The 18,876-nt window shown below is 73.1% G+C and carries 17 protein-coding genes; 9 read left to right on the top strand and 8 right to left on the bottom strand.

From position 1 onward, the window contains the following. Window positions 1-159: 159 nt before the first annotated feature. Complete coding sequence (locus ACFXKZ_RS45735) at window positions 160-645, bottom strand: hypothetical protein (protein ID WP_380011982.1); 486 nt, start codon at window positions 643-645, stop codon at window positions 160-162. Window positions 646-922: 277 nt separating this feature from the next. On the opposite strand from ACFXKZ_RS45735, the gene ACFXKZ_RS45740 reads away from it, so the two are divergent. Next, window positions 923-2,011 (top strand): M4 family metallopeptidase, encoded by a 1,089-nt coding sequence (locus ACFXKZ_RS45740; protein WP_380011985.1) that lies wholly within the window; start codon window positions 923-925, stop codon window positions 2,009-2,011. Window positions 2,012-2,051: 40 nt separating this feature from the next. Here ACFXKZ_RS45740 and ACFXKZ_RS45745 read toward each other — a convergent pair whose 3' ends face one another. The 3 genes from ACFXKZ_RS45745 to ACFXKZ_RS45755 form a co-directional block, all read right to left on the bottom strand. After that, window positions 2,052-2,663 (bottom strand): hypothetical protein, encoded by a 612-nt coding sequence (locus ACFXKZ_RS45745; protein WP_380011988.1) that lies wholly within the window; start codon window positions 2,661-2,663, stop codon window positions 2,052-2,054. Between the two features lie 233 nt (window positions 2,664-2,896). Beyond that, window positions 2,897-3,220, bottom strand: a complete 324-nt coding sequence (locus tag ACFXKZ_RS45750) for a hypothetical protein (protein WP_380011991.1) — start codon at window positions 3,218-3,220, stop codon at window positions 2,897-2,899. Window positions 3,221-3,385: 165 nt separating this feature from the next. Next, window positions 3,386-5,098, bottom strand: a complete 1,713-nt coding sequence (locus ACFXKZ_RS45755; RefSeq protein WP_380012453.1) for a SpoIIE family protein phosphatase — start codon at window positions 5,096-5,098, stop codon at window positions 3,386-3,388. A gap of 328 nt (window positions 5,099-5,426) precedes the next feature. On the opposite strand from ACFXKZ_RS45755, the gene ACFXKZ_RS45760 reads away from it, so the two are divergent. Continuing rightward, window positions 5,427-6,245, top strand: a complete 819-nt coding sequence (locus tag ACFXKZ_RS45760; RefSeq protein WP_380011994.1) for a class I SAM-dependent methyltransferase — start codon at window positions 5,427-5,429, stop codon at window positions 6,243-6,245. A gap of 76 nt (window positions 6,246-6,321) precedes the next feature. Here ACFXKZ_RS45760 and ACFXKZ_RS45765 read toward each other — a convergent pair whose 3' ends face one another. Then, complete coding sequence (locus ACFXKZ_RS45765; RefSeq protein ID WP_380011997.1) at window positions 6,322-7,017, bottom strand: response regulator; 696 nt, start codon at window positions 7,015-7,017, stop codon at window positions 6,322-6,324. After that, window positions 7,002-8,297, bottom strand: a complete 1,296-nt coding sequence (locus tag ACFXKZ_RS45770; RefSeq protein ID WP_380012000.1) for a sensor histidine kinase — start codon at window positions 8,295-8,297, stop codon at window positions 7,002-7,004. The genes ACFXKZ_RS45765 and ACFXKZ_RS45770 overlap by 16 nt, the downstream gene beginning before the upstream one ends. A gap of 222 nt (window positions 8,298-8,519) precedes the next feature. Between ACFXKZ_RS45770 and ACFXKZ_RS45775 the strand changes: the two genes are divergently transcribed. The 5 genes from ACFXKZ_RS45775 (at window position 8,520) to ACFXKZ_RS45795 (ending at window position 14,550) form a co-directional block, all read left to right on the top strand. Further along, complete coding sequence (locus ACFXKZ_RS45775; protein ID WP_380012003.1) at window positions 8,520-9,212, top strand: ABC transporter ATP-binding protein; 693 nt, start codon at window positions 8,520-8,522, stop codon at window positions 9,210-9,212. Continuing rightward, window positions 9,209-11,659, top strand: a complete 2,451-nt coding sequence (locus ACFXKZ_RS45780) for an FtsX-like permease family protein (RefSeq protein ID WP_380012006.1) — start codon at window positions 9,209-9,211, stop codon at window positions 11,657-11,659. The genes ACFXKZ_RS45775 and ACFXKZ_RS45780 overlap by 4 nt, the downstream gene beginning before the upstream one ends. Window positions 11,660-11,801: 142 nt before the next feature. After that, on the top strand, window positions 11,802-12,743 hold the full coding sequence (locus ACFXKZ_RS45785) for a hypothetical protein (RefSeq protein WP_380012009.1): 942 nt from the start codon (window positions 11,802-11,804) through the stop codon (window positions 12,741-12,743). Between the two features lie 120 nt (window positions 12,744-12,863). Beyond that, entirely contained in the window at window positions 12,864-13,259 is a 396-nt protein-coding gene (locus ACFXKZ_RS45790; protein ID WP_380012012.1) for a hypothetical protein, read from the top strand. A 478-nt stretch (window positions 13,260-13,737) separates the two neighbouring features. Beyond that, on the top strand, window positions 13,738-14,550 hold the full coding sequence (locus ACFXKZ_RS45795) for a tryptophan 2,3-dioxygenase (protein WP_380012015.1): 813 nt from the start codon (window positions 13,738-13,740) through the stop codon (window positions 14,548-14,550). Between the two features lie 12 nt (window positions 14,551-14,562). Here ACFXKZ_RS45795 and ACFXKZ_RS45800 read toward each other — a convergent pair whose 3' ends face one another. Then, window positions 14,563-15,630: a KR domain-containing protein gene (locus tag ACFXKZ_RS45800; RefSeq protein ID WP_380012018.1), complete on the bottom strand. Its 1,068-nt coding sequence runs from the start codon at window positions 15,628-15,630 to the stop codon at window positions 14,563-14,565. A 242-nt stretch (window positions 15,631-15,872) separates the two neighbouring features. On the opposite strand from ACFXKZ_RS45800, the gene ACFXKZ_RS45805 reads away from it, so the two are divergent. Next, window positions 15,873-17,081, top strand: coding sequence for a cytochrome P450 (locus ACFXKZ_RS45805; protein WP_380012021.1), 1,209 nt, complete (start codon window positions 15,873-15,875; stop codon window positions 17,079-17,081). Between the two features lie 396 nt (window positions 17,082-17,477). Continuing rightward, window positions 17,478-17,981 carry a GNAT family N-acetyltransferase gene (locus ACFXKZ_RS45810; RefSeq protein ID WP_380012024.1) on the top strand — a complete coding sequence of 168 codons (504 nt, stop codon included), beginning with the start codon at window positions 17,478-17,480 and terminating at the stop codon, window positions 17,979-17,981. 13 nt (window positions 17,982-17,994) lie between these two features. Here the strand turns inward: ACFXKZ_RS45810 and ACFXKZ_RS45815 are convergent, their stop codons facing one another. Next, window positions 17,995-18,828, bottom strand: coding sequence for a helix-turn-helix transcriptional regulator (locus ACFXKZ_RS45815; RefSeq protein WP_380012027.1), 834 nt, complete (start codon window positions 18,826-18,828; stop codon window positions 17,995-17,997). Window positions 18,829-18,876: the final 48 nt, after the last annotated feature.

Below are 18,876 nucleotides of genomic sequence, written 5' to 3' on the forward strand. Positions count from 1 at the left end.
GCCCGCCCCCCGCCCCCCCCCCCGGGCGCCCGTAGGCCGCCGCGGCGGCCCCCCGTGCGCCACGCGGAGGGGGGGGGCGGCCGCGGCTGCGGCCCCCCCGAGCCGGGGCCGGCACCCGCCTTTTCCGGTGATTGCGGCGCTACTCGGCCGGCCCGGGCGCTACTCGTCCGCTTCGATCCGCCCGGCCCACGTGCGCCGCAGGTCCGCGAGCGCGGCCTGCTCGGCGGGCGGGGCGCCGACGGCGCACAGGGTCCGTGCGTGCGCGTCGGCCAGGGCCAGATGCGCGGCGGTCGTGCGCCCGTTGGCCGCGGCGTCCTCCCGGGCCTGACGCAGCGCGGACGTGCCCAGGTCCAGCGCGACGGCGACGTCGTACTCCCGCGCGGCCTCCAGGATCGTCGCCCATCTCGCGAACACCGCGGGGAAGCCCGGCGGGATCCGCCCGGCGAAGTGCACGGCCTGCGCCACGAGTTCCCGGCGCCCCCGCTCCACGGCCTCGTCCCGCGGCTGCCCGGCGAGCCGCTCCCGGACGTTCGCCAATTCGAGGAGCATCAGGTCGAGCAACCGTTCGTGCTGCTCACGCAGGAGGTACGCGGACCGCGGATAGGCCGCCGTCCCGCGTCTCCGGCCCCGCCCGAACACCGCCACACACCCCACGTTGCCCCCTGTGACCGGTCGGCGACAAGCCGAATCGGAAGGGAGGTCCGAATCGGTCCGCGGACCCCGGCGGCATGATCCGAAATATGGTCGAACCGTGCCGTATCGAACCGGAATGGTCGGATCCGAAGCGCATGACCGGCACCGCGCGGCCCGCCACTCGCCGGAATGTGCCGATGCCCGCCGCCGGCGTTGACCACGCCCCGGCGGGGTGTGAGCGTGTCGTTCGCCCGCGTGACGAACCCGCCTTCCATCCCGGGGAGTTCGGATGCATCGCAGCACGCTGACCTTCGGCTCGTGCCTGGCCCTGCTGATCGCCCTGCTGCTCGGCACCGCGCAGACCTCGAACGCGGCCGGCCCCCGACCCGCCGTCGCCGGCGCATTGTCGTCCGGGACGGGACACGGCGCGTGGAACGGGCCCGACCCGCTCGCCATCGACACCACGCGTATCGGCTCCGCGTACACGCTGCGCGACCCGATCCGGACCAACCTGGCCTGTACGAAGTACAACGGCGGCGGCACTTTCACCAAGCCGGTCGACGACTGGGGCAACGGCGATCCGACCAACCTGGAGACCGCCTGTGTCGACGCCCTGTGGGCGGCGCAGCGGCAGTTCGACATGTTCCGCGCCTGGCTGGGCCGCAACGGGCAGAACGGCCAGGGCGGCGCGTGGCCGCTGCGCGTGGGCCTGAACGACGTGGGCCTGCGCTGGAACCCGACCGCCGGCGCCATCGACATCGGGCACACCCCGAGCGGCAAGTGGGTGACCGAAATGGACCTGGTCGGGCGCGAGTACGGCCACGCCGTCGACCAGACCGCCCCCGGTTGGCCGTTCCGGGAACCGGGATTGGCCGAGGGCTTCGCCGACATCATGGGCACCCTGACCGAGGCGTACGTCAACGAGCCGCTGCCGTACGACGAGCCGGACTACGTGATCGGCGAGAAGATCGATCTGACCGGCAACGGACCGCTGCGCTACATGTACAACCCGTCGCTGGTAGGGGACCCGAACTGCTACAGCTCTGCCATCCCGAACACGGAGGAGCACGCGGCGGCCGGACCGCTCAACCACTGGTTCTATCTGCTCGCCGAGGGCAGCAACCCCGGCGGCGGCAAGCCGAAGAGCCCGACGTGCGACAACTCGACGGTCACCGGGGTCGGTATCCGGACGGCCGGCCAAATCGTGTACCAGGCCCTGCTCGGGCGTACGTCCAACACGAAGTACGCGCAGGAGCGCCGGCTCACCCTGAACGCGGCCTTGCGGTTGGACCCCACGTGCGCCCTCTTCGGCGCAACGCGGGCCGCATGGAACGCGGTCGGCGTGCGCCCCACGACCGGCGAACCGGCATGTCCCTGAGCTGGGGCGGTCGCCGGCGCTCGGGTCGGAGCGGTCGGCCTCAGCCGGCGAGGTCCCAGACGGTGACCTCCATGCGTACCGGGGTCTCGCTGGCGGGTACGGAGGTCAGCTTGAAGTACGCGGTGCGGCCCTCGTCGGTCACGGCGCAGAAGCGGGAGCCCAGAGCCAGTTCGCCGCCCAGGTAGGAGCCGCGCTTGCGCACCGCCTCGGCGCAGTCGGCCGCCGTCGGGTCGGGGCTGCCGTCGGGGAGCGGGGCCAGGGTGGGGCTGGATCCCTCGGTGACCAGGTCGGGCTTGCCGAAGAGGAAACCGAAGACGAGGTCGGCGGCCTTGCCCGACGGGGTGACCAGCGGCGGGCTGGTGTCCAGGTCCACATAGCGGGACGAGGCGGTGGCGGTGACCGTGCCGGGGCCGAACAGCACCTTGGCCGGCCGGCTGGTCGGGCCGGGGGTGCCGGCCGGCGACTGTCCGGTCTGCCCGGTCTGCCCACTCGGCGACGCCGCCGATCCGGATGTCCCGTTGCCCGGCGGCGTGTTCTGCCGCTCCGGTGCGGGGGCGGTGTTCGCGGACGGCGCCTTGGAGTCCCCGTCGGAGCCGGATCGGCTGACGGCGACGGTGACGACGATGCCGATCAACGGGATGGCGATGCCCACGACCCACCACGCCCACCTGGGCTGGGTCGGGTGCGGCGGCGGAGCGGGAGGGTAGCGCGGTGGGTATCCCGGATCCTGGTGCAAGTCGCCTCCGTGGAACGGTGTGGCCGTCGGGCGGGCGGTACTCTATCCAAGAGCCACCGCGCGCTCCAAGGATTTCCGCATGCCCCGGGACACCGACGGTATCCGGGTGCCGCCGGTGTCCCGGCGCGGATTCGGGTCGTCCTGGCGAACTATCGGTCGACCAGGGCGACATCGGCCTCCACGCAGGCCAACGCGTCGCGCAGCTCCGGCGACACGGTGTGGCAGTGCGAGCGCAGGCCGAGGAGGAAGGCGTGTCGGCACGCCGAGCCGATCGCCGCCGCACCCGCCGCGTCGAAGACCTCGGTGCCCGACAGATCGAACGCCAGCTCGACCACGTGGTCGGGCAGGGCGTTGATCTGCGACACGAGGTCCTTGCGCAGATGGTGGGCGACGGAAACATCGAGCACCCTGGGCGCGGTCACCCGCGCGTAGCCCTGGCGCACGTGACAGACGCAGTCCCGATCGTCGGCCATTCGGTTTTCCCCGATCACACGTCGACGGCCAACGCTCCCGCAGCGCGCCGGCCCTGTTCGTACGATCCCGCATGCCGGCGTTCCGCGTATGCACCGAAACGCAACCGAGACATGCGCGCCGCCGCCGGATCGGCGGCGGCGGTCCCGATCAGGGCCGACGGGCCGCTACGGGATGTCCTGTTCGGCCCAGACGATCTTGCCGGTGGGGGTGCGGCAGGAACCCCAGCCCCGGCACAACATGTTGATCAGTTGCAGGCCGCGCCCGCCCTCGTCGCTGAGCGACGAGTGCTGGATCTGCGGCAGGTCCGGGCCGGTGTCGGAGACCTCCACCACCAGGCGATCGTGCCGGAGCAGCCGCAGCCGGCCCGGGGCGTGGCCGTAGCGCAGCGCGTTGCCGACGAGTTCGCTGACCACGAGTTCGGTGACGTCGGAGAGGTCGCCGAGTTGCCACTCGTCGAGTCGGCCGCGCACCAACCGGCGGGCCAGGCCCGCCGCCGACCCGTCCGGGGGCAGGTCCCAGACGAACAAGTCGCCGCCCAGGAGCGGCGGTTGGGTCGCCGCGACCATCATCACGGCCTCGTCGAAGCGGGCTCCTGCGCCGGGCGTGGGATCGCCGAGCGCGCCGGCGTCCAACTCGTCGGGACCGAGCCGGGCGGCCCGGTTGCGCAGCCGGGCCAGCTGTACGTCGATGTCCTCGGTTCGCGACTTGACCAGCCCGTCGGTGTAGAGCACGAGTCGGCTGCCCGGCGGAACGGTCAGGCGCAGCGGGTCGTACGGGATGACGCCGGCGCCGATGGGCGCGCCGATCGGCACGTCCACGAACGACGCCTTGCCGTCGGCATCGACCAGCAGCGGCGGCGGATGCCCGGCGCTGACCAGGGTGTACGCGCCCTCGGCCGGGTCGTAGACGGCGCACAGACACGTCGCGACCTGGTCGTCCTCCAGGTCGCGGGCGGCGAGGTCGAGGCGGGCGAGCATCCGTTCCGGGGTCAGGTCCAGCGCCATCAACGTGCGGGCGACCGCGCGCAGTACGCCGGTGGTGGCCGCCGCCGCCATGCCGTGGCTCATCACGTCGCCCACCACCAGGGCGGTCCGGCCGCCCGGCAGCGGGGCCACGTCGTACCAGTCGCCGCCGACGCCGAGCGGGTCGGCGGTCGGGATGTAGCGGGAGTTCACCCCGAGGCCCGGGGTGCGGGGGGTGACTCGGGGGAGCAGGTTGCGCTGGAGCCTGGCCACGTGTTCGCGTTCGCGGTCGTACAGCCGGGCGTTGTCCATGTCGATGGCGGCCTTGGAGGCGAGCTGCATCGCCAGCGCGAGGTCGGCCTGGGAGAAGCCGGGCCGATCGCCCGCGCGGATGAAGTCGGCCGAACCCAACTGCACGCCGCGTGCGATCAGCGGCACCATCATGTAGCTGTGCACGCCCGCCTGCCGGAGCTTGGCCGCGGCGCTGGGGGTGGGCGCGATCTCGTCGAAGTCCTCCGGTCCGAAGGCGCTGATCAGTAACGGCCGACCGTCGGCCAGTGCCCGGGTGAAGCGTGAGTCCCGCTCGGGGGGAGAGGTGGAGAGTTCGCCGATCTCGTCCGGCTCCAGGTCGGCGAGTCGGTCGATGTGCGCCACCGACATCGCCCGCCGGGCCGGTCTGCCGAGGCCGCTGGGGCGTCGACCCTCATCGCCCTGGAGTACGGACTCGAGCAGATCGACGGCGGCGGCGTCGGCCAAACGGGGGACGGTGAAGTCGGCCAGTTCCTGTGCGGTGGTCTTCAGGTCGAGCGTGGTGCCGATCCGTAGGCCCGCCTCGTTGAGCCAACTGAGCTGATCGCGGGTGGCGCGGGTGCGGGAGGCGAGGCTCCGTGCCTTCGCCGCTCCGCGTCGCCGCACGTGCTTCCGGCCGTGACCGCCATCCACTCTCCCGCTCACCCGCACCTCTTTCCCTCGGCACCGGACCGTCGCACGCGACTCGGCCGCCCGTCGTGTCCCGACACCCACTCTTCGAGCGGGCCGGCGGGCCGACATGTGGGATGCGACTGTACCGGCGCGGGGTTGCGATTGCATCGAATCGATCGAGGTCGACAGAACCGAGCGAGACGGCGCGATCTGCCCTTGTCCTACCCGCCCGAACCGCTCCCGATGCGAGGCGTGTGGGGGCCGGCGGCGGGCGGGTGTATATCGGTTGAGGGGGTGGGAGGGGGCCGGCTAGTTTGACCGGATGAGTGAAGATTCGGTGGTCGAGGACTGGCGGGCGGTCAATCGGGCCAGCTGGGATGAGCGGGTCCCGATCCATACGGCCAGTCGGTTCTACGACGTGGAGGGGTTCGTCGCGGGCAAGGACCCGCTGCGGGACTTCGAGACGGCCGAGGTCGGGGACGTGGCCGGCAAGAGCCTGCTCCACCTGCAATGCCACTTCGGGCTCGACACGCTGTCGTGGGCCCGGCGCGGGGCGACCGTCACCGGGCTCGACTTCTCCGCGCCGGCGGTGGCCGCGGCCGGCGAGATCGCTGCGCGGATCGGCGCCGACACGGCCCGGTTCGTTACCTCCGACGTCTACGACGCGCCGACCGCGCTCGGCGGACGCACCTTCGACATCGTCTACACCGGGCTCGGCGCGCTGTGCTGGCTGCCGGATCTGGAGCGCTGGGCCCGCACCGCGGCGGCGCTGGTCGCCCCGGGCGGCTTCCTCTACCTGGCCGAGTTCCACCCGTTCGCCGATGTGCTGGCCGAGGACGGCCGCACGGTCGAATTGGACTACTTCCGGCGCGACGGCACCGTCTGGGAAGAGCCGGGCACCTACGCCGACATGAGCGCCGAGACCAGCGCCAACGTCACGGTCGAGTGGCAACACGGCATCGGCGAGGTGGTCAGCGCGCTGACCGCGACGGGCCTGCGCCTGGAATTCCTGCACGAACACGACCACACCCTGTTCGCCCGCTTCCCCGACCTCGAGGAACGATCCGGCATCTACCGATACCCGGCGGACCGGCCGAGGGTCCCGCTGATGTACTCCCTGCGCGCCGGCAAACCGGCTTAGGGTCTGTCCGAACCGCCTTTCCCCACAGGCGATTTCCGGCCGGAAGCGGCTGCGATGGTCGCGCCGGCGGGGCGGGTCAAGGGCTCGATCCCGGGGAGATCAGGCCGGATTCGTAGGCCAGGACGACCGCTTGGACGCGGTCGCGGAGGTCCAGTTTGTTGAGGATTCGGCCGATGTGGGTTTTGACCGTGGTCGGGCTCAGGGTGAGGCGGTCGGCCAGTTCGGCGTTGCTGAGGCCGGTGGCGAGCAGGCGCAGGACTTCGAGTTCGCGCGGAGTGAGGTCGGACAGGTCGCGATGCAGCCCGGCGGGGGGTTCGTCGCGGTGGGCGAAACGTTCGATCAGCCGGCGGGTGATGGTGGGGGCGAGCAGGGCGTCGCCGGAGCGCACCAGGCGCACCGCCGCGACCAGGTGTTCGGGGGTGACGTCCTTGAGCAGGAAGCCGCTCGCGCCGGCGGTGAGCGCGGCGTAGACGTAGTGGTCGAGGTCGTACGTGGTCAGGATGATCACCCGGGTGCCGTCGGAGCCGTCCGGGCGCTCGGCGAGGATGCGGCGGGTGGCCTCGATGCCGTCCATGCGCGGCATGCGGATGTCCATCAGCACCACGTCGGGGCGGGTACGCCGGACCGCGGCCACCGCGTCGGCGCCGTCGGCCACCTCGGCCGCGACCTCGATGCCGTCCGCGCTCAGGATCATCCCGAACCCGGTGCGCACCAGGGCCTGATCGTCGGCGATCACCGCGCGCAGCGGCGCCCCGCTCACGCCGTTCGCCACGGGATGTGCGCCCGGATCCGGTAGCCGCCGGTCAGCGTCGGCCCGGCGGTCAACTCGCCGGCGTAGACCGCCAGCCGTTCGCGCAGCCCGAGCAGACCCCGCCCGCTGCCGCCGCCGACCGGTGTCGGCCCGGCGGGCGCGACGCCGGTGTCGGTGACCTCGATCTCCAGCCGCTCACCGGTGTAGCCGATCGTCACGTGCGCGTCGGCGCCGGGCGCGTGCTTGATCGTGTTGGTCAGTGCCTCCTGGACCACGCGGTAGGCGGTCAGGTCGACCCCCGCCGGCAGCGGCTGGGGCGGCAGCGACACGGCCAGGCGTACGGGTGTCCCGGCCGCGCGGACCCGTTCGATCAGCGCGTCGAGCCGGTCCAGGCCGGGCTGTGGTTCGAGTTCGTCGGGGCGTTCGGTGTCGGGGGCGGCGAGCAGCCCCATCACGTGGCGCAGTTCGGCCATCGCGGCGCGCCCGCCGGCCTCGACCGCCAACAGCGCCGCCTTCGATCGTTCCGGCGCCGCGTCCATCACCGTGCGGGCCGCCCCCGCCTGGATCACCATCACGCTCACATTGTGGGTCACCACGTCGTGCAACTCGGCGGCGATCCGGGATCGTTCCTCCTGGACCGCCCGGCGGGTGGCCTCGGCCTGGGCACGTTCGAGGTCGGCGTATCGTTGCCGACCGGCCGCCAGTTGCCGCTGCCAGAACAACACCAGACCGGCCAGGCCGCCCGCGATCAGGATCACCACCCCCGGGCTGGACCAGCCGGGCAACATCGGCGGGGTGTCCCGGAAGGCGGCGCCGGCCAGCACGGCGGCCAGGCCCAGGCCGACCACCGCGCGACCCCGGTAGCGGCTGTGCACCACCGCGCTGTAGGCGCCCAGCACGCAGGTGGTCACGTTGATCCAGGACGCGTGGTCCTCGCCGATGCCCACCGTCGCGCCGAGGATCACGCCGAAGGCGACCAGCGGATACCGGCGGCGAACCGCCAGCGGCAACGCGGACAACACGACCAACGGCCAGGCCCCCGAGTCGAGTCCGTCCTCCTTCGGCGGCGGGAGCCAGAGCTCGGGCGGCCTCGGTGGCATCGGCTGGTCGCCCATCGGAGCGACCGGCCCCGGCCCGGCGTCCGGATAGCGCACCGCGACCACCAGCGCGACGAAGGTCAGTACCACCGCGAGTAGCACATCCGCGTACCGCGCCCGCCGCGACAGCGGCGCCGGCTCGGCGTCCGGGCGCAGCACGACCCCCAGTTGCCCGCGCCATCGGCGCCAATCGTCCCTGAACACCGGCCCATTGTGCGACCCGCCCGCCGGCCGCCGCATCCCCCCGCACGACCGGTGCCCCGGGCCGAGCGGCGTACGTCGCAGGGATGACCCCGCCCGCGGGTCCTTCCCGGGAGGGGCCGGATGTCGGCGCGGCGGCCGACGCGCCGCGAGCACCCGCGCACCTAGCGTCGCCGAGGCCGGCAGACACGCAACCCCTCACAACGCCAAGGACGGACGAATCCCATGACCCCTGTGATCGAACTCGCGGGCGTGGCCAAGCGCTACGACAGCGGCGGAGCGCCCGCGCTCGGCCCGCTCGACCTCGGCGTGGCCCGCGGCGAGGCGCTTGCGGTGACCGGCCCCTCCGGCAGCGGCAAGTCCACGCTGCTCAACCTGATCGCCGGCCTCGACCGACCGAGCGAGGGCACGGTCACCGTGGCCGGGCAGCGCATCGACGGGCTGAGCGAGCACGCGCTGGCCCGCTTCCGCCGCGAGCACATCGGCATGGTCTTCCAGTTCTTCAACCTGCTCGACGACCTCACCGTCGCCGACAACATCCAGCTCCCCGCGCAGTTGACCGGAACCGGCCGACGCAAGGCGGCGGAGCGGGCCGGAGAGTTGATGGAGGTGCTGGGCATCGGGAAACACGCCCGCGCCTACCCGGGTCGGCTCTCCGGCGGAGAGCGGCAGCGGGTCGCGGTGGCCCGGGCGCTGATCAACCGCCCCGCACTGCTCCTGGCCGACGAGCCGACCGGCGCGCTGGACAGCGCCTCCGGCGCGGACGTCCGGGAATTGCTCACCGAGTTGCACCGCGACGGGCAGACCATCGTGCTCGTCACCCACGATCCGGCGCTGGCGCGGGCCTGCGCGAGCCGGTCGATCCACCTCGTCGACGGGCACCTGGCGCTCGACCCGCGCGCGGAGGCGGTCCGATGATCGGGCTCGGCGGCGCGCTCGGCCGGGTGGTCCGCTCCGGGGTGTCCAGGCGTCGGGTACAGACCGTGGTGATCGCGTTGGCCACGATGATGGCCGTGGCCTCGGCGGTGGTCGCCGGATCGCTCGTGGTCGCCGCGAACGCGCCCTTCGACCACGCCTTCGCCCACCAGCACGGGGCGCACCTGAGCGCCCAGTTCGACCCGGACAAGGTCGGCGCGGCGGACCTGGCGGCCACCGGGCACCTGGCCGGCGTCACCGCGAGCGCGGGACCGTACCCGACCGCGACGATGCACCCCACCGACGGTCGCGGCGGACACTTCCCCGCGCTCACCGTGGCCGGTCGCGCCGGTCCACACGCGGCCGTGGACGACCTCGACCTCACCTCGGGCCGCTGGGCGGAGAAACCGGGCGAGATCGTGCTGTCCACCGAGTTCGCCGGCCCCGAGATGCCGCCCGGCTTCACGCTGGCCGGCTCCGACGTCCCCGGCGCGCCAGTGCTGACCGTGGTGGGCATCGCCCGATCGGTGAGTCGTACCGCCGGCGCCTGGGTCGTTCCGGACCAGGTCGGTGCGCTCGCATCCACGAACGAGCCGGCGGGGCTGCAGATGCTCTACCGCTTCGCCGCCGCCGGGACGGACGGCAAGGTCGCCGACCGCCGGGCCGAGATCGTGTCGGCCGTACCGGCGGGGGCGTTCCTCGGCGCCCGGTCCCACCTGGACACCAAGCGCGCCGCCGACCGCAACGCCGCGCCGACCATCCCGTTCCTGACCGCCTTCGGCGTGCTCGGCATCGCCATGTCGGTGATCATCGTCGGGAGTGTGGTCAGCGGCGCGGTCGGTACCGGGCTGCGCCGGATCGGCATCCTCAAGGCGATCGGCTTCACCCCGCGCGAGGTGGTGCGGGCCTATGTGGCCCAGGCGCTGGTGCCGGCCGCCGTCGGCATCGGGCTCGGCGTGGTGCTCGGGAACCTGATGGCGCTGCCGCTTCTGGCGGACACCGAACAGGTCTACGGCGACGCCTCGTTGTCGGTGGCCTGGTGGGTGGACGTGCTGGTCGCGGTCGGCGCGCTCGTCGTGGTCGGGGTCGCCGCGCTGGTGCCGGCGCTGCGGGCGGGTCGACTGCGTACGGTCGAGGCCATCGCGGTCGGTCGGGCGCCACGCACGGGGCGGGGACGGTGGGCGTATCGGGCGACGGGGCGGCTGCCGCTGCCCCGGGCGGTGACGTACGGTCTCGCGAGCCCGTTCGCGCATCCCGTGCGGACCCTCGCGATGGTGCTCGCGGTGGTGTTCGGCACCGTCGCGGCGACATTCGCCGTGGGTCTGACCGCGTCGCTGAACGCGGTCGGGGACGTGCAGGACCCGGAGAGCCGGGCGGCGGTCACGGTGCTCGTCGGCGCTGCGGGCGGACCGGCGATGAGCGCGGGCCCGGCAGGTGGAAACGCCCCCGCCGGCGGCGCGGGACCGGGCGGCGGCAACGCTCCGGCCCCGGGTGGGAGCGCCGGCAACGCCCCCGCCGGAGGCGGTCCTTCCACCCCCGCCGACGCGGCCCGGATCCGGGCCGCCGTGGCGGCGGCGCCCGGCACCGCCACGAGCTACGGCGTGGGACACGCCGACGTCACCGTGACCGGCATCCCCGGCTCGGTCCGGGCCGCGCTGTACCAGGGCGACTCGCGGCCCGGCGGCTACCCGATGATCGCCGGGCACTGGCTCGACGGCCCGGGGCAGGTCGTGGTGCCCACCCGGTTCCTGGCCCGCACCGGCACCCGGATCGGCGATACGATCCGGGTCACCCACGAGGGCGTCGTCCAGGCCCTGCGGATCGTCGGCGAGGCCTTCGACACCTCGGACGACGGCACCCGGATCCACGCCGACATGGCCTCCTTCGCCTCGGCGCGCCCCGACGTATACCTCGTCGGCCTGAAGCCCGGTGTGGACCGCGACCGCTATGCCGGCGATCTCGCCCGCGTGGTGGAGCCGTTGGGCGGCGCGGTGCTCGGCGACGCGTCCTCGGGCGGGGACGGCCTGATCCTGGTCCTGGACGCGATGGCCGCGCTGCTCACCCTGATGCTGGTCGCCGTGGCGGGGCTGGGTGTGCTCAACTCGGTCGTGCTCGACACCCGGGAGCGGGTGCACGACCTCGGCGTGTGCAAGGCGCTCGGGATGACCCCCCGACAGACGGTGGGCCTCGTGCTTGCCTCGGTGGTCGGAATCGGGGTGGCCGGCGGCCTGATCGGTGTCCCGGTCGGCTACGCGCTGCACGGCTACGTGGTGCCCAGGATGGGCCACGCCGCCGGCACGAACCTGCCGCCGAGCGTGCTCGACGTGTACGACCTCCCCGAGTTGGCCCTCCTGGGCCTGGCGGGCGTCGCCATCGCGGCCCTCGGCGCGCTCCTCCCGGCGACCTGGGCGGCCCGAACCCGCACGGCCACGGCGCTGCGCACCGAGTAGGGCGGCGACACGTATCGGCGCGGCGGACCGCTCGCCCGATCCGCCCTGCCCCGGTGCCGAGTTCGGGGCCGGGCGGGCCGGTCTCGCGGGCGGGCGGGTCGGTAGGCTGCGTGTGGGGGGTTTGCGAACTTGGGGGCGGGTCATGACGGGGCGGAACGAGCCGGACTGGGATGCGTTTCTCGCGCGCGAGGTCGCGCGGGCGAACGACGCGGCCGGCCGAGCGGGTGGGGACTTTCCCGGCGCGGGAGCGAGCGCGGGTGCGGGCGGAGGCGGTGACCGCGGCGGGACCGGCGCGCGCCGGGGCGGGACACGATCCGGTGCGCGACCGCCCGGGCACGTGTCCCCCGGATGGCTCGCCGCGTCGGTCGTGGGCTCGGTGATCCTGTCGGTGGGCGTGTACGGCCTGGTCCGCCCGGCCGACAGCGGGCCCAACACGGCGGACGTGTCGGTGGTCTCCACCGCGCGGCCGACCCTGGTGATCCGACCGGTCACCCCGACCGCGGGTATCCCCGCGAGCCCTCCCGCGGGGGGCGGCGCGAGCACGCCCCTCCAGGTGGGCCGGGCCGAGGCCGCGCCGCCGGTGCCCGAGACGAAGGCGTTCCCCGAGGCGCGGGTACGCCTGCCGTCCGGGGCCGAGTTCCAGCGGGTCGACGTGCATGTGCCCCGGACCTGCGCCGAGATGTTCGCGCCCGACCTGGCCGCCACGGTCGCCCGGGGCGCGGGCTGTACGCGCCTGGCCGCCGCGTTGTACACCGACGCCGACCGGCGGATGCGGATCAGTGTCGCGGTGGTCACCATGAACCGCGCCGAGGACGCCGCCGCCCTGTTCGCCCTGACGGGCGCGGATCCGATCCGCTACCAGGTCGTCGCGCTCGACCCGCCGGCCGGATCGACCCTGAAGCCGGTACCGCCGGGCGGTACCGGCGACTTCGGTCGCCTCATGGCGGTACGTTCCCTGGTCGTGTCGTCGGCCGAGTGGAGCGACGGTCGGACCGACGGCGCCAAGGAACTCAGGAGCGCGGCGGGCGAGTTGCTCAAGTACGTGCAGACCCGCGTGGCCGACTACGAGGAGCACGTGGGCTGATTGCGGAGGGGCGACCGGGAGCGAATCAGGTCAGTTTTCGCATACCCCCGTCGGCACGGCGGGATGCCCCGGCCGACCCCCGGGTGCCGGTCGTCCCATCCGTCTGGAACCATGCCCCGCGTGACCCCGGAGAGCCCACCGCCCCCGCCCGACCACCTCCCGGAATCCTTCTGGGAGCGCGTCGAGGACGTGTGCCGGGACCCCGAGCACGTCGACGCCGCCCTGCGCGCCGTGGACCCGGCCGACCTCGTCCGCTTCCACCGCGAATTCCTGGACGCCGTGGTCGAGTTGCTCGACGACCCGTTCACCCCGTACCTGCCGGACTCGGAGGACGGCGCCGAGGACGTCGCGCACTGGGCGGTGAGCCGGGGCCGGACGTACTACCGCTCCCTGTGGGCGAATCCCGAGACCTTCCCGGCCTGGCAACCCGAACTGCCCGGGGTGCATGTCGGGCAGATCGCGAGCGTCTACCACGACCTCACCGGCGAGTCGCTCGACTGGGATTGGGAGGACTGAGTCCTCCCGCCCGTCCTACCTGCTCCATCCGCCCCTCCCGGCCCGTCCCGGCCGATCGTGGCCGGATCTCACCGCAGGCTCCCTCGGGTGTCCGTGAAACGCCACCGAGTCCGTACCGGAACGCCTGGTTTCGGGGCCTTGGCGCCCCGGTTCCCGGCGAACGTCCAGGCGCTGCCGCACACCCACGAGCGGGTGGTCCGGCTGCTGCGGTGAGGCCCGTGACACCGCGAGTACGGCGGGTGCGGGGACGGCGCTCGGGCAGCCCCCGCACCCCGGCCTCGCGGCCCGCCTCGCACCCCCATCAGGCCGGGTTTACGAACATAAGCACGACCCCGCACAACGTGTTGTGATCATGACATCCGACCCGCGCGTTTCCGTGTGTCGGCCATTCCTGAAAGGCCGCGACCGGCACAAGATGGTGCCCGTCGTCTCCGAGGCCATCGGAACGGTTGACAGCCCGCAAGGAGAGGACGCGCCGATGAGCGACGCGCCGGACAGCACGGACACCGCAGACGCCGCGGACACCGCAGACATCACGTACGGCAGCTATCTGCGGCTGGACACCCTGCTGTCGTGCCAGCAGCCGGCCACCGACGCGCACGACGAGATGTTGTTCGTCGTCATCCACCAGGTCTACGAGCTGTGGTTCAAGCAGATCCTGCACGAGGTGGCACTGCTCCAGCGACACCTGGAGACCGGGAACAGCGCGGGCGCGCTGCATACGGCGCGTCGGGTGGCCAAGATCCTGAAGACCGTGGTCGGCCAGCTCGACATCCTGGAGACCATGACGCCCCGCCAGTTCGCGTCCTTCCGGGACGCGCTCGGCACCTCCAGCGGGTTCCAGTCGGCCCAGTTCCGCGAGCTCGAAGCGGTGCTCGGGCGCCGCGAGTTCGGCGGCTACGACCTGGACCTGGACGACCGGCTCAAGGCCGCCGCGCACCGCCCGTCCCTGTTCGACTCGCTGCTGCGCCACCTCGCCGCCCTCGGCTACGCGGTGCCCGCGCGGGTCCTGGACCGCGATCCGAGCCTGGCGTGGCGGGCCGACCCGGACGTGCAGGCGAGCCTGGAGGCGGTCTACCGCGACGAGACCGGACACGCCGCGCAGGTGTGCGAGGCGCTCGTCGACATCGACGAGGGCCTGCAGGAATGGCGCTACCGGCACATGAAGATGGTCGAGCGCACCATCGGCGCCAAGCTCGGCACGGGCGGCTCGTCCGGCGCGGCCTATCTGCGCTCCACCCTGTTCAACCCGGTCTTCCCGGACCTGTGGGAGGTCAGGTCGAAGGCCTGAGCCGGGCCGCGATCAGGCCCCGGCCAGGACTGCGTCCAGCCGGGCCGCGCGTGCCGGGATCTCGTCGACGGCGATCGGCTCGGCCAGGTCCGGCGCGATGGCCGCGACCGCGCGGTGTGCGGCGGCGGTGAGCCGGACCGTGCCGTCGGCGTCGATCCGGTCGATGCCGTCGCCGGCGGCGAGGCGCTCGTTGAAGGCGATCGCGTCGGCCTCGGCCAGGCCCGCCGGCAGGTCCAGGGACACGACGCCGTCGACGATCCGGACCGGGTAGCCGCCGGGCAGGCCCGCAGGCGCCGCGGTGGAGTGGCGCAGCGCGGCGGCGCCCGGCAACAGCGCCTCCAGGACCGGGAGCACGGCGGCGCCGGTGACCACGTTGTGCCGCAGGCCGGGCGCGATCGGCGGCGCCTGGTAGGCGAGGGCGTCGTTGCGCTGGCCGTCCTCGCCGAGATGCACCCGGCAGTTCAGGTCCGGGTCGGCGGGGCGCCGCGCGGCCATCACGCCGAGCACCTGCGCGTGGTGGGCGAGGACGCGGATCAGCGGCAGCGGCCGATCGGGGTTCGCGGCCCGCAGCGCGGCCCGCACCCGCAGGTGGACCATCGCGGCGTTGCCCAGGCCGACGGTGGGAGCCAGGCCGAGGCGGGCCAGCACCGGGCCGGTCACATCCGGGAAGGACAGGTTCGCCACCGGGCCGGTGTACCCGGCGGCGCGGGCGGCGCGCATGACGGACAGGATCAGCGGCAGCTGGTACGGCAGCCGCAGGCCGAGACCGGCGGCGACGATCGCCTCGGCGGCGGGATCGGTACGGCCGGCGAGCGCCCAGGGGCTGCGCAGCGACGCGCAGTGCACGATCAGATCGGGGCGGAGCTTGTCGATCAGCCCGGCGACCTCCTCCGACCGGGACGCGTCGAGCCGGACCGCCTCGACGAGGCAGTCGCGGGAACTGGCCACCGTCGCCGCCGCCGCATCGCCCGTGGTCGAACGGCCGGCCAGCACCAGCCGCCGCCCGGGACCGCCCGCGGCCAAACCGTCGGCGACCCGCTCGCCCATGTCCCCCACGCCGATGATCAAAATCGTGGTCATCGGCCGATCGTAGGGGCCGGATCGGCCCGCCGTAAGGCCAATGCAGGCCACGTCCCCGGGCCCGGCGCCGGCGGCATCGCACCGCACCCGGAACCGGCGTCGGAACCGGCGTCGGGACCGGACCGGGACCTGCGCGGGACCCCAGCCCCACGCGTTCGGGACGCCCGTGCGCCCACCGTGGAGGGCACATGTCGCCGGTATCGCCGGCGAGCGACGCGCCCCCGTGGACTGGGAGAGAAACGATGACCACCGACGAGCAGGTATGGGCATGCCCGTTCCGGCACGACGAGGCCCTGGAGCCCGATCCGACGATGGCCCGGATGCGCACCGAGGCGCCGGTCGCCCGGGTCCGCATGCCCTACGGCGAGGGGCGCTGCTGGCTGGTCACCCGGCACGCGGATGTACGCCTGGTCACCTCGGACCGCCGGTTCAGCCGGGCGGCGCTGGTGGGTACCGACTTCCCCCGGATCACCCCGGCGCCGATCGCCCAGTCCGAGGCGATCAACCTGATGGACCCGCCCATCCTCAACCGGGTTCGCCGGCTGGTGGTCAAGGCGTTCAGCAACGCGCAGGTGGAGAAGCTGCGGCCGTGGACGCAGCGTGTGGTGGACGAACTGCTCACCGGGATCACCGAGCACGGTGCACCGGCCGACCTGATGGAACTGCTCGCCGGGCAACTGCCGTTGCGCACGATCAGTGAACTGCTCGGCATTCCGGAGGCGGACCGACCCGGGATCCGCCGGCACGCCATGGCGATGATGTCGATGAACGTCGCCGATCGGACCTCGGCCGCCGCGGCAAAGGCGGGCTTGCGCGCGTACTTCACCGCACTGTGCGCCGCGCGGCGCCACGACCCGGGCGACGACCTGATCAGCGCGCTGGCCACCGCACGGATCGACGACGAGATGTTGGACGAGAGCGAACTTACGGTTCTGGCCATGTTGTTGATGGTCTCCGGACACGACACGCTCACCTACGACATCGGCAACATCGTCTACACGCTGCTGACCCATCCGACCCACCTCGCCGAACTGCGCGCCCATCCCGACCGGTTGCCCAAGGCCGTGGAGGAGTTGTTGCGCTTCATCCCCTTCCGTCAGGGCGTCGGCATCCCGCGCGTGGCCCTGGAAGACGTGGACTTCGACGGCGTCACGGTGCGCGCCGGCGACACGGTGCATGTGTCGTATCTGACCGCCAACCGCGACGAGGCGGTGTACGAGCGGCCCGACGAACTCGACTTCGACCGGGACAAGCCGGCCTCGCACATGGCCTTCGGGCACGGCACCCACCACTGCCTGGGCGCACACCTGGCCCGGATGGAAATGGAGGTCTGCATCGGCTCGCTGCTGGCCGCGTTCCCCGATCTGCGACTGGCCGTACCGGCCGAGCAGGTGCGGTGGAACACGGTGTCCATCTGGCGCTTCCCGCTCACCCTCCCGGTCGCCTGGTGACCGCGCGCCCGGGGTGACCTCGACGGGGTCACTCCGGGCTTCGCCCCGGTCTTGCGCCGGCTCGACCGCTGGATCGGCGCCGTCAGCCGACGTCGAGCAGGCCCTGGCGATGCAGCCACCTCGCGACCGCGGCAACACCGGCCGATCCTCGGTCGCGGCCCCCGGGAACGCGTCCGGCCACTCGTCGGCGAGGTCGCCGGCCACCGACAGGACGACCGGGGCGTGCGGTCGCCGGCACGGACCGCCACCCCTCGGGCACCCAGCGTCCCAGGCCCGATGCGGTGCACAACCAGCCATTCGGTAGCAGGTCACCGGAACGGCCCAACGAGGATCACCCGTTGGAGCGACCGACCAGGAGACGGCCTCGGCGTCCGAGAGCCTCGATAGCCTGTCGCAATGGGCAAGAGTTTGATGTATCTGGAGATGACCGCGCCCGACGAGCTGCGGCCGTCACGGCCCGTCGAGGCACTGGGACTGCGGCGGGTGGAGCCCTCGCCCGAGGTGTACGCGCTCCAGGCGCGGATCGGCGCGCCCTACGGCTGGCGCAGCACGGAGCGAACCGAGCATGACTGGGCCGAACTTCGCGCCGCCCACCCGCTGCGCGAATCCTGGCTGATCACCCATCGGGGGGAGAGCGCCGGCATCGGCAACCTCGAACCGCAACCCGGCGGCGTGGTCGAGGTGGTCACCTTCGGCCTGCTCCCCGAATACGTCGGCAAGGGTCTGGGCGGCTGGGCCCTGACCCTGGTGCTCCGTCAGGCGTGGGCCACCCCGCCGCTCCCGGATGCCGCCTCGGTGTGTCGGGTCTGGCTGCACACCTCGTCCGAGGACCACGCCAACGCCCTGAAGAACTACCGCAGTCGGGGTCTGCGCCTGTACGGCGTGGAAGCACACGCGTAGGCCCTGTCCAGCCCTACCCGGTGAGCGACTGGGTGCCCAACACGCCGAGGAGGGCGAGGCGTTCGGCGTCCGGGGTGTCGGGCTCGGCGGTGTAGACGATGACGCGCAGATCGCTGCCGGCCGCGTGCAGGACGTCGCAGTCCAGGGTCAGCGTGCCCACCTGGGGGTGGTCGACGACCTTGCAGGTCACCCCCTCCTGCGGTACCACGCCGGGCGACTCCCACAACGCGGTGAACCGCTCGCTCCTCGCGCGCAGTTCCGCGATCAGTCGGCGCAGTCGTCGGTCCTCGGGATACCGGTTCGCCGTCGCCCGCAACTGGGAGACCTGAATCTCCTCCAACGCGCGCCGGGACTCCGGGGTGTGCCGGACCCGGCTCTCGGAGCCGAGGAACGCGCGCCACACCGCGTTGCGCTCGTCGCCGTGCTGCTCACCCATCAGCGCCGTGTACATCGGATTGGCCAGGAGCAGGGTCCACGCCGCGTCGCTCACCGCGACGGGGGTCCCGGTCAGCCGGTCCAGCATGCGCTGGATGCCCGGCGTGAGGTAGGCGGGTACGGTACCGCGCCCGGGCGGAACCAACCCGGCGACATGGAACAGGTGCTCGCGCTCGGCGCGGGAGACCCGCAGTGCCCGGCCCAGTGCCTCGACGACCTGCTCCGACGGATTGCTCGCCCGGCCCTGTTCGAGGCGGGTCACGTAGTCGACCGATATCCCGGCCAGCAGCGCCAGTTCCTCGCGGCGTAGCCCCGCCGCGCGCCGGTGCCCGCCCAGGGGCAGCCCGGCCGCCTCCGGGGAGACCCGGTCGCGCCAGCGTCGTACCGTGCGGCCGAATTCGGTGGTCGTCATGCACACCACTGTGCACCCGTCGACCCGGATGTGCCTGGTACCGGCAGT

Source organism: Embleya sp. NPDC059237 (assembly GCF_042754105.1).
Lineage (GTDB): Bacteria > Actinomycetota > Actinomycetes > Streptomycetales > Streptomycetaceae > Embleya.

Coding starts and splice junctions, on each gene's coding strand:
- ACFXKZ_RS45740 (WP_380011985.1), top strand. CDS start 923: ATGCATCGCAGCACGCTGACCTTCGGCTCGTGCCTGGCCCTGCTGATC.
- ACFXKZ_RS45750 (WP_380011991.1), bottom strand. CDS start 3,220: ATGGCCGACGATCGGGACTGCGTCTGTCACGTGCGCCAGGGCTACGCG.
- ACFXKZ_RS45760 (WP_380011994.1), top strand. CDS start 5,427: ATGAGTGAAGATTCGGTGGTCGAGGACTGGCGGGCGGTCAATCGGGCC.
- ACFXKZ_RS45775 (WP_380012003.1), top strand. CDS start 8,520: ATGACCCCTGTGATCGAACTCGCGGGCGTGGCCAAGCGCTACGACAGC.
- ACFXKZ_RS45780 (WP_380012006.1), top strand. CDS start 9,209: ATGATCGGGCTCGGCGGCGCGCTCGGCCGGGTGGTCCGCTCCGGGGTG.
- ACFXKZ_RS45785 (WP_380012009.1), top strand. CDS start 11,802: ATGACGGGGCGGAACGAGCCGGACTGGGATGCGTTTCTCGCGCGCGAG.
- ACFXKZ_RS45795 (WP_380012015.1), top strand. CDS start 13,738: ATGAGCGACGCGCCGGACAGCACGGACACCGCAGACGCCGCGGACACC.
- ACFXKZ_RS45800 (WP_380012018.1), bottom strand. CDS start 15,630: ATGACCACGATTTTGATCATCGGCGTGGGGGACATGGGCGAGCGGGTC.
- ACFXKZ_RS45805 (WP_380012021.1), top strand. CDS start 15,873: ATGACCACCGACGAGCAGGTATGGGCATGCCCGTTCCGGCACGACGAG.
- ACFXKZ_RS45810 (WP_380012024.1), top strand. CDS start 17,478: ATGGGCAAGAGTTTGATGTATCTGGAGATGACCGCGCCCGACGAGCTG.
- ACFXKZ_RS45815 (WP_380012027.1), bottom strand. CDS start 18,828: ATGACGACCACCGAATTCGGCCGCACGGTACGACGCTGGCGCGACCGG.